Below are 8,914 nucleotides of genomic sequence, written 5' to 3'. Positions count from 1 at the left end.
CGTACCCTCGATGCCCCTCCGCATACGCCGTTTCCACACGAAACGACATAGACCCCGCGGTTTCCATCTGGGTCAGCAGGGCAAGCTTCTCTCTGATCTCGCCAAGTTTGCGCTCGGCCAACTCGCGCGCCTTGTGGCAATCGGTGCCGTCGCGATGGTGTTCCCCGTGCTCGCGGGGATCAACCGGGCCGGGCGAAATCGTGCCCGGCGATCTGGTACCGGCGTCATGCAGCGTCGACGGGCAAATGCGCAGCTTGTCGTGCAGGAGGGCGTTTCCAGGGGCAAACCGACATCGGGGAGGGCGTCTGGGCGTTGGAGTCCACCATCAGGCGCCGGATCGGAAGGACACTGCCAACGGTGACGCCTGCGCCGCGATTCTCGGCGCTCGCCGTCGCAGCATGGCCACGGCGCACGACTTGGCTGGATTGTCCCGGGGTCAGTCGATGGCCGCGGGTGCTGGGCGGAGGCGCAGCAGCAGTGGAGCAACGATTGACGGCCGGACGATCGGCCGAATCAAGGTGTGCGGCAGGCGAAAGCCAGATCACCCGGCGTATCGATGTCCCGGTAGATCCCGGGATCATCCACCGCGACGCGCGTGATTCGTTCCGTGTGTCGTTCGAGGATCCGCCGGGGTCCCCGATCGTCGTGCAGGTCGCAGAGTTCGGCGTACCAGCGCCGGGAGAACCCGACCGGGTGACCCCGGCGGCCACGGTAGATCGGGGCCGCGAGCTCGGCGCCGTGGCGCAGCGCGGTGACGATGGAGCGGACCGTGCCGTGCTGGACGAAAGGCATGTCGGCGAGCGCGATCAGCCAGCCGCTGGCCGAAGGGGTGGCGCGGACCGCGCAGGCGAGGCTGCTGCCCATGCCTTCCACGCATGCCCGATCGACACGGGTGTCGACGCCAAGGTCGTCGAGCATCCGTCGGAGGTCGATCTGCTCCGGCCGGAGCATGCTCACCACGCGGTCGCAAGTGGGCAACAGGATACTCGCCGAGGCGATGGCGAGTGGAGTTCCGTCGCCGAGCGGATGGATGAGCTTGTCGGCACCAAAGCGCGTCGAACGTCCCGCGGCAAGCAGGATGCCGACGATCTCGTCGGGCGGCGCGGGCATCATTCACTCGCCGGGGTACAGCATGGCGTCGCCACCGGCCATCGGGCTGGCCTCCGCGCGCTGGTCGGCGGAGGAGCGCAGCACGATGCCGTGTCGCACGGCGACCATTTCGGCGATGATCGAGACGGCGATCTCGGCTGCCGTTCGGCTGCCGATCGGCAGGCCGACCGGTCCGTGAAGGCGTCCGAGCGCTGCGGCGTCGAGGTCGAAGTGCTGGCGCAGCCGCTCGCGGCGCGCGGCGTCGTTGCGCCGCGAACCGAGCGCGCCAACGTAGAACGCTGGCGAATTGAGCGCCTCGAGCAGGGCGAGGTCGTCGAGTTTCGGATCGTGGGTCAGTGCGACGATCGCCGTGTGCGGGTCCGGCTGCATCGCCACGACGACGTCGTCGGGCATGCCTTCGACGAGCGGAGCGCGGGGCAGGTCCCACTGGTCGCGGTATTCCTGGCGTGGATCGCAGACGCTGACCGAGTAGTCGAGGGCCTGGGCGATTTCGGCGAGGTGGCGCGAAATCTCGCCGGCGCCGATTATCAGCAGGCGCCGCGCGGGCCCATGCACGGTGCGCAGCAGCTTGCCGTCCCAGCGCGTGTCCTCGTCCGGGGTCGCTTCGTCGACGCTGCAGCGCCCGCTGGCGACTTCGAGCGTACGCGCGACGAGTCGGCCCGCGGCGACAGACTGCTCGATCTGCGCGAGCAGAGACAGGTCCGGGCGTGGCTCGATGACCAGTTCGAGCGTTCCGCCGCAGGGCAAGCCGAAACGCGCGGCCTGCGCCCTGCTGACGCCGTAGACGAGGGTCAGCGGACGATCGCCGGCGAACTCGCCAGCGCGCATCCGGCTGATCAGGTCGTCCTCGATGCAGCCGCCCGAAACGGAGCCGGCGACGACCCCGTCATCGCGCAGGGCCATCCACGCGCCAGCGGGACGCGGTGCCGATCCCCAGGTGCGCGCAACGGTGATCAGGGCAACGCGGTGTCCGCTGCTGCTCCAGCGCGTCAGCGCCGCGAGGACCTGCCGATCGGTGCTGTCCATCGGTGCGGTTGCGGGTTCAGAGATCACCGGCTCTCTCCGGCGAAGGCATGGGCTTGTTGGCGCGGCTCCCGGCCTGACGGGATCCCGGGCGGATGCCGCCAGGTTCCCGCGATCGTCGCCAAGGCGCTGCCGTTGCCGGCCGTCGAGCGGTGCTCAGCAGCTCATCGTCGGGTAGTCGGTGTAGCCCTTGGCGCCAGGGGTGTAGAAGCTTCCCGCGTCGGGCTCGTTGAGCGCGGCGTTGGCCCGGAGCCGGGCGACGAGATCCGGATTGGCCAGGAACGCACGGCCGAACGCGACGAGGTCGGCACGCTGCTCGCGGAGGACCTCTTCGGCGCCCGGACGGTCGAAACCACCGCTGGCGATGAAACAGCCGGCGAAGGCCGCTCGCAAGTTTGCCTTGAACTCGTCGGGCACCGGCGGAGCTCCCATCGCCGAGTGGTCGACGAGGTGCAGGTATACGAGACCGATCGAGGAGAGTTCCCTGGCCAGGGCCAGATACTGGTCCTCGATCCCGTGGTACGGTCCGGTGGCGTTGAACACGCCAAAAGGTGAGACGCGGATTCCGACGCGCTGCGCGCCGATCGCTGTCGCCGTTGCGCTGGCGACTTCGAGCACGAGCCGGTTGCGGGCTTGCGCGCTGCCGCCGTAGGCGTCTTCCCGCGTGTTGACGTTGGCGTTGAGGAACTGCTCGAGCAGATAGCCATTGGCGGCGTGCAGTTCGACGCCGTCAAACCCGGCCTCGATCGCCAGCGTGGCGGCTCTGGCGAACTCGCCGGTCGCTGCGGCGATGTCGGCGACGCTCATCGCCGCCGGGGGCGTGTGCGCTTGCAGGCCCGACTGGTCGGTCCACATCTCGCCCGGGCAGGTCTCGACGGTCGGTCCGAGTACGCGGGCACCGGCCGGCAGGTTCAGTTGGTGCGCGACGCGACCGGTGTGCATCAGCTGGACGAAGATCCGCCCACCGCGCTGGTGGACGGCGTCGGTGACCAGGCGCCAGCCCCGGACATGGTCGTCGCAGTAGAGCGCCGGGATGCGTGGGTAGCCCAGGCCGTTCGGTGAGGGCGACGTGCCCTCGCTGATGATCAGGCCGGCGCTCGCGCGCTGGCCATAGTATTCGGCCATCAGCGCGTTGGCCGTGTTCTGCTCCACCGCGCGGCTGCGGGTCATCGGTGCCATGACCAGTCGGTTGCCGAGGCGCGTCGGGCCAAGGGTGAAGGGTTCGAAGAGCATGGTGGTCCTCTCGCTTGGGTGGGAGATTCGAACGGTGCGCGGCTGGGCGGTTCCCGGCGGTGCGCTGAATCCGCAATCATTCAAGGATACCCGCAAACGGGGCGGGAAGACAGGTCGACCGGGCGCTGGCTGCTCGCGCGCGGAGCGGACGGTGATCATCGCGCCGTGTGGGAGTTCAGCGCCGCGGGAGGCGCAAGCTGTCCCTGGCGACTGAGCACGTCCGCGCGAGCTTGACGCTGCCTTCGCGCGGGACGTATGCTTATCCGCTGATCTGCGGATTTCCCCCGTTTCTTGAGGCTGTCGCCATGCGCAGCAAGATCGTGACTGCCGATGAGGCGATTGCGCTGATTCGGGACGGCGATACCCTCGCCAGCACCGGCTTCGTCCAGACCGGCTTTGCCGAGGCGTTGCTCTCCGCGCTCGAGCGCCGTCACCTGGCCACCGGCGGCCCCCGGAACCTGGCGCTGTTCGCCGCCGCCGGACAGGGCGACGGCAAGAGCCTCGGGCTCAATCATCTCGGTCACGTCGGGCTGCTGCGGCGGGTCGTCGCCGGACACTGGGGGCGCATGCCGAAGGTCGCCCAGCTCGCGCTCGACAACAGCATCCAGGCGTACAACCTGCCGCAGGGGATCATCTGCCAGCTGTTCCGCGACCTTGCCGCCGGCAAGCCGGGAACCTTCTCGAAGGTCGGCCTGCACACCTTCGTCGACCCGCGTTATGGCGGTGGGCGGATCAACGCGATCACCACCAAGGACATCGTCAGCCTCGTCGAGGTCGAGGGTGAGGAGTGGCTGTTCTACAGGGTGGGCAAGGTCGACGTCGCGTTCATCCGCGGCACGACCGCCGACACCTTCGGGAACATCACCATGGAGCGCGAGGCGCTGACGCTGAACAACCTGGCGATGGCCATGGCGGCCAAGAACAGCAACGGCATCGTCATTGCCCAGGTCGAACGGATCGCCGAGCGCAGCTGCCTGCCGCCGCGTCAGGTGAAGATTCCCGGGATGCTCGTCGACTGCATCGTCGTCGCCGAACCCGCGCAGCACATGCAGACGCTGGCAACGCCGTACAGCCCGGCGTACGCCGGGGAGTTCCGGGTGCCGGCGGCGAGCGTCGTGTCGACGCCGCTCAGCGAGCGCAAGCTGATCGCCCGCCGCGCGGCCTTCGAGCTGCCGCCGAACGGGATCATCAACCTTGGTGTCGGAATGCCCGAGGGCGTCGCGACGGTCGTCCACGAGGAGCGGATTTCGCATCTGTTCACGCTGACCGTCGAGTCGGGGCTGATCGGCGGGATACCCTCGACCGGTGGCAATTTTGGTACCGGCGTCAACATGGACGCGGTGATCGACGAAAACCAGCAGTTCGACTTCTACGACGGTGGCGGACTCGACATGGCCTGTCTCGGGATGGCCGAATGCGATGCGTCGGGCAGCGTCAATGTGAGCCGCTTCGGGGGTCGGCTGGTCGGTGCCGGCGGTTTCATCAATATCACCCAGAACGCCCGTCTGGTGGTCTTCGTCGGCACCTTCACGGGCAACGGCCTGAAGGTTGCCGTCGAGGACGGCAAGCTGCGCATCGTCGAAGAGGGCCGGCAGAAGAAGTTCGTCCGCCAGCTCGAGCAGATCACCTTCAACGGCCAGTACGCCTACGATCGCGGCAAGCCCGTGTACTACGTGACCGAGCGCTGCGTCTTCCGTCGGATGCGGCGCGGGCTGGCGCTGATCGAGGTCGCTCCGGGGATCGACGTCGCTCGGGACATTCTGCCGCAGATGGAGTTCGAGCCGATCATCGGCGAGTACGCGACGATGGATCCGCGGATCTTCAATCCCGATCCGATGGGACTCGAGAGGGAACTCCTCAACCTGTCGATGCCCGAACGGGTGACTTACGACCAGGAGCGCAACATCCTCTTCCTCAATTTCGAGGGCATGTACGTCCGCGTGCGCGACGACGTCCAGGCGATCTGGGACATCTGCGAGGAGAGATGCCGCGCGGCCGGTCGCCGCGTCGGGGTGATCATCAACTACGACCGATTCCGGATCAGCCAGGACATGTACGACGCCTACGCCGAGATGGACCGCTACTTCCTGGCCCACTATTTCAGCCAGATCACGCGCTACGCGACCAGCGCCTTCTTGCGCGCGAAGCTCGGCGAGGCTTTTTCGCAGCGGAGCATCGCCCCGCACGTCTTCGAACGGCGCGAGGAAGCGCAGGCCTTCCTCAACACCCTCGGAGCCGACGCCGGCGACGTTCGTTGAGACGCCCCGGAGAACGGCTGCGCGACGGTGACGACGGCTTGACCGGCAATCGCAAGCGTCTAGAATGCCGTCGAGGATCCCCTGCCGGCGGCGCGGATCAGTGCGCCGTCCGGGTGGTGGCGGGGGGCGCCGTGCGCCGCTGGTGCAAGTCTCAGGAAGTCAGGAATGCTTGAACTGATCGTCAATTCCCGTCGCCACAGCGTCGATGTCGAACCCGAGATGCCGTTGCTCTGGGTCCTGCGTGACCACCTCGGTTTTTCGGGTGCGAAGTACGGCTGCGGGGTCGGCATCTGCGGGTCGTGCACGGTGCTCGTCGACGGCGAGGCGGTACGCTCCTGCACGATGCCCGTATCGGCGGCGATCGGCAGGAAGGTGGTGACCATCGAAGGCCTGGCCGAGAATGGCCTGCATCGCGTGCAGCAGGCGTGGATCGATCATCAGGTGCCGCAGTGCGGTTACTGCCAGACCGGGATGATCATCGCCGCGGTGGCGCTTCTCGCCAAGGTGCCGCGGCCGAGCGATGAGGAGATCGACCGGACGATGACCAATCTCTGTCGGTGCGGGACCTACGCGCGGGTCAGGAAGGCGATCCACGCGCTCGCCGAAGCGCCTCCCGCAGCAGCCGGCAAGGTGCCGGAGGAGAGCCGATGAGCATCGTTCTTTCGCGGCGCGAGTTCATCAGGGTGTCGGCCGCGATCGGCGGGGGAATGGCCCTCGAGTTTTCCCTTCCCGGCGTCGCACGGGCCTTTCCGGGTGCGCCCATCGGCGAGATCAACGCCTGGATCGTGATTCACCCAGACGACCGGGTCGTGATCCGCATCGCACGCTCGGAAATGGGACAGGGCACGCTGACCGCGCTGGCCCAGCTCGTCGCTGAAGAGCTCGATTGCGACTGGGCGAAGGTCGACACCGAGTTTGCCTCGCCGAACGAGCACATCCGGCGGAATCGCGTCTGGGGTTCGATGTCCACGGGCGGCAGCATGGGCGTGCGCTCTTCGCAGGACACCGTGCGCCGCGCCGGGGCGAGCGCGCGCGAGATGCTGATCGGCGCGGCGGCCGCGCGCTGGCAGGTGTCGGCGTCCGAATGCTCGGCGGCGAACGGGCTGGTCACGCACCGGCCGACCGGGAGGATGCTGCGCTACGGTGAACTGGCTGCCGAAGCAGCGAAGCTGGCGCCACCGAAAGAGGTCAGCCTGCGCGATCCGGCGGCCTGGAAGATAGCCGGCAAGTCGCTGCAGCGGCTCGACATTCCCGACAAGGTACTGGGCAGGCCGGTATTCGGCGTCGATGTCGCGTTGCCGGGGATGCTCCACGCGTCGATCGCCCAGTGTCCGGTGTTCGGTGGCCGGCTGCGCCACGTAGACAGCCAGGCGGCCGAGGCGATGCGCGGTGTCAGGAAGGTCATCCGGCGCGAGGGCTTCGTCGCCGTCGTGGCCGACAGTTGGTGGCGGGCCAACGAGGCGCTCAAGAAGCTGAGAATCGACTGGGATCATCGCGGCAACGGGCAGGCGAACAACGAGACGATCGCCGCGATGCTCGGTGAAGGGCTTGCGGCAAGGAACTTGCCCGAGGCGCGCCGGGTTGGCGATGCGCCGGCCGCGCTGGCCGGGGCGGCAAGAATCGTCGAGGCCGAGTACCGGTCGCCTTACCTGAACCACGCAACGCTCGAGCCGCAGACCTGTACGGCGTGGTTCAGGAGCGACGGTTTCCTCGAGGTGTGGACCTCGACGCAGAACGGCGAAGCGTCGCTGGCTGCCGCGGCCGAGGAAGCAGGCCTGCCGCTCGAGCGCGTCGAGGTGCACAAGATGATGCTCGGCGGTGGCTTCGGCCGGCGCGGTGGCCCGCAGGATTTCGTTCGCCAGGGCGTGGCGATCGCCAGCGAGCTGCGCGGAACGCCGGTCAAGCTGATGTGGTCGCGCCAGGAAGACATGCAGCACGGTTTCTATCGACCGGCGAGCATCGTCCGTCTCCGGGCGGGTCTCGATGCCCAGGGCAGGGTCGTCGCGCTGCACACGCGAATTGCCTGCCCGTCGATCCTCACGGTGCTGATGCCCGGGTCGCTCGGCAAGGAGGGCATCGATTTCACGGCCGTGCGCGGCTTCAGCGACATGCCCTACGCGGTCGCCAACCAGCAGGTCGACTACGCGATGCGCAACGGCCACGTGCCGGTCGGTTTCTGGCGTGCGCCGGGTCAGCAGAACAGCTTCTACCGCGAGAGCTTCATCGACGAGCTTGCGCTCGCCGCGGGCCGCGATCCGGTCGCCTATCGTCTGGCGATGCTGGAGCCGGGAGACCGGAACCGGCTCGTCCTCGAAGCCGTGGCCCGGGCCGCCGGCTGGGGAAGTCCGCTGCCCGCCGGGGTTTACCGGGGGGTGGCGATCGCCGATGGCTTCGGCAGCTACACGGCGATGGTCGCCGAGGTCTCGGTCGGCGCCGAGGGCAACGCGAAGGTTCGGCGCATCGTCGTGGCCATCGACTCGGGCTACGTCGTCAATCCCGACAATTGCCGCGCGCAGGCCGAGAGCAACGTCGTTTACGGCCTCGGCAGCATCCTCTACCAGCAGAACAACGTGCGCAACGGACGCATCGTCGAGACCAACTTCCACGATTTCCGGTTGCCGAGGATTTCGGAAATGCCCGTCGTCGAGGTCGTCCTCGCGCCGACCGGTGGCTTCTGGGGTGGGCACGGCGAGCCGGCGATCCTGCCGCTCGCGCCGGCGGTGTGCAACGCGCTGTTCGCGGCGACCGGCAGGCGGATCCGCTCGCTGCCGCTGAGCGATCACGATCTGCGGCGGGTCTGAGGGCGATGGCCAGAGTCCCTCAGGTCGGTTTCGTCTCGCTCGGTTGCCCGAAGGCTCTCGTCGATTCGGAGCAGATCCTCACCCGGCTGCGCGCCGAGGGCTACCTGATCTCGCCGTCGTACGAGGGTGCCGACCTGGTCGTCGTCAATACCTGTGGCTTCGTCGATGCGGCCGTCGAGGAATCACTCGAGGCGATCGGCGAGGCGCTTGCCGAGAACGGAAAAGTGATCGTCACCGGCTGCCTCGGCGCGCGGCAGGAGATCATCCGCGAGGCGCACCCCGAGGTGCTCGCGGTGACCGGCCCGCACGCGGCCGGCGAGGTGCTCGAGCATATTCACGCGCACCTGCCGCAGCCGCACGACCCGCTGACCAGCCTCGTTCCGCCGCAGGGGATCCGGCTGACGCCGCAGCACTTCGCATACCTCAAGATTTCGGAGGGCTGCAACCACAGCTGCACCTTCTGCATCATTCCGTCGCTGCGCGGCCCGC

Annotated in this window: 6 protein-coding genes and 1 pseudogene; 4 read left to right on the top strand and 3 right to left on the bottom strand. The window is 68.0% G+C overall.

Annotated elements, in window-relative coordinates:
- Nucleotides 1-513 precede the first annotated feature (513 nt).
- The 3 genes from NFW05_RS16695 to NFW05_RS16685 form a co-directional block, all read right to left on the bottom strand.
- On the bottom strand, nt 514-1,113 hold the full coding sequence (locus NFW05_RS16695) for a nucleotidyltransferase family protein (RefSeq protein WP_295309605.1): 600 nt from the start codon (nt 1,111-1,113) through the stop codon (nt 514-516).
- Nucleotides 1,114-2,136, bottom strand: coding sequence for an XdhC family protein (locus tag NFW05_RS16690; protein WP_295309607.1), 1,023 nt, complete (start codon nt 2,134-2,136; stop codon nt 1,114-1,116).
- Between the two features lie 153 nt (nt 2,137-2,289).
- Nucleotides 2,290-3,366 (bottom strand): alkene reductase, encoded by a 1,077-nt coding sequence (locus NFW05_RS16685; protein ID WP_295309603.1) that lies wholly within the window; start codon nt 3,364-3,366, stop codon nt 2,290-2,292.
- Between the two features lie 305 nt (nt 3,367-3,671).
- Between NFW05_RS16685 and NFW05_RS16680 the strand changes: the two genes are divergently transcribed.
- The 4 genes and pseudogenes from NFW05_RS16680 to rimO all read left to right on the top strand — a co-directional run.
- On the top strand, nt 3,672-5,624 hold the full coding sequence (locus tag NFW05_RS16680; RefSeq protein ID WP_295309600.1) for a malonate decarboxylase subunit alpha: 1,953 nt from the start codon (nt 3,672-3,674) through the stop codon (nt 5,622-5,624).
- Between the two features lie 165 nt (nt 5,625-5,789).
- On the top strand, nt 5,790-6,275 hold the full coding sequence (locus tag NFW05_RS16675) for a (2Fe-2S)-binding protein (protein ID WP_295309597.1): 486 nt from the start codon (nt 5,790-5,792) through the stop codon (nt 6,273-6,275).
- Nucleotides 6,272-8,425 carry a molybdopterin cofactor-binding domain-containing protein gene (locus NFW05_RS16670; RefSeq protein WP_295309594.1) on the top strand — a complete coding sequence of 718 codons (2,154 nt, stop codon included), beginning with the start codon at nt 6,272-6,274 and terminating at the stop codon, nt 8,423-8,425. Before NFW05_RS16675 ends, NFW05_RS16670 begins: the two co-directional genes overlap by 4 nt.
- Nucleotides 8,426-8,430: 5 nt before the next feature.
- Nucleotides 8,431-8,914, top strand: a pseudogene (gene rimO / locus NFW05_RS16665) (30S ribosomal protein S12 methylthiotransferase RimO); the annotation flags it as partial.

The sequence above is a fragment of the Accumulibacter sp. genome (assembly GCF_023806625.1).
Classification (GTDB): domain Bacteria; phylum Pseudomonadota; class Gammaproteobacteria; order Burkholderiales; family Rhodocyclaceae; genus Accumulibacter.
This window is presented reverse-complemented; position numbering and strand designations above follow the sequence as displayed.

Bases quoted from the DNA above. Each gene is read 5' to 3' on its own strand.
- NFW05_RS16675 (WP_295309597.1), top strand. From the start codon at position 5,790: ATGCTTGAACTGATCGTCAATTCCCGTCGCCACAGCGTCGATGTCGAA.
- NFW05_RS16695 (WP_295309605.1), bottom strand. From the start codon at position 1,113: ATGATGCCCGCGCCGCCCGACGAGATCGTCGGCATCCTGCTTGCCGCG.
- NFW05_RS16690 (WP_295309607.1), bottom strand. From the start codon at position 2,136: ATGGACAGCACCGATCGGCAGGTCCTCGCGGCGCTGACGCGCTGGAGC.
- NFW05_RS16670 (WP_295309594.1), top strand. From the start codon at position 6,272: ATGAGCATCGTTCTTTCGCGGCGCGAGTTCATCAGGGTGTCGGCCGCG.
- NFW05_RS16680 (WP_295309600.1), top strand. From the start codon at position 3,672: ATGCGCAGCAAGATCGTGACTGCCGATGAGGCGATTGCGCTGATTCGG.
- NFW05_RS16685 (WP_295309603.1), bottom strand. From the start codon at position 3,366: ATGCTCTTCGAACCCTTCACCCTTGGCCCGACGCGCCTCGGCAACCGA.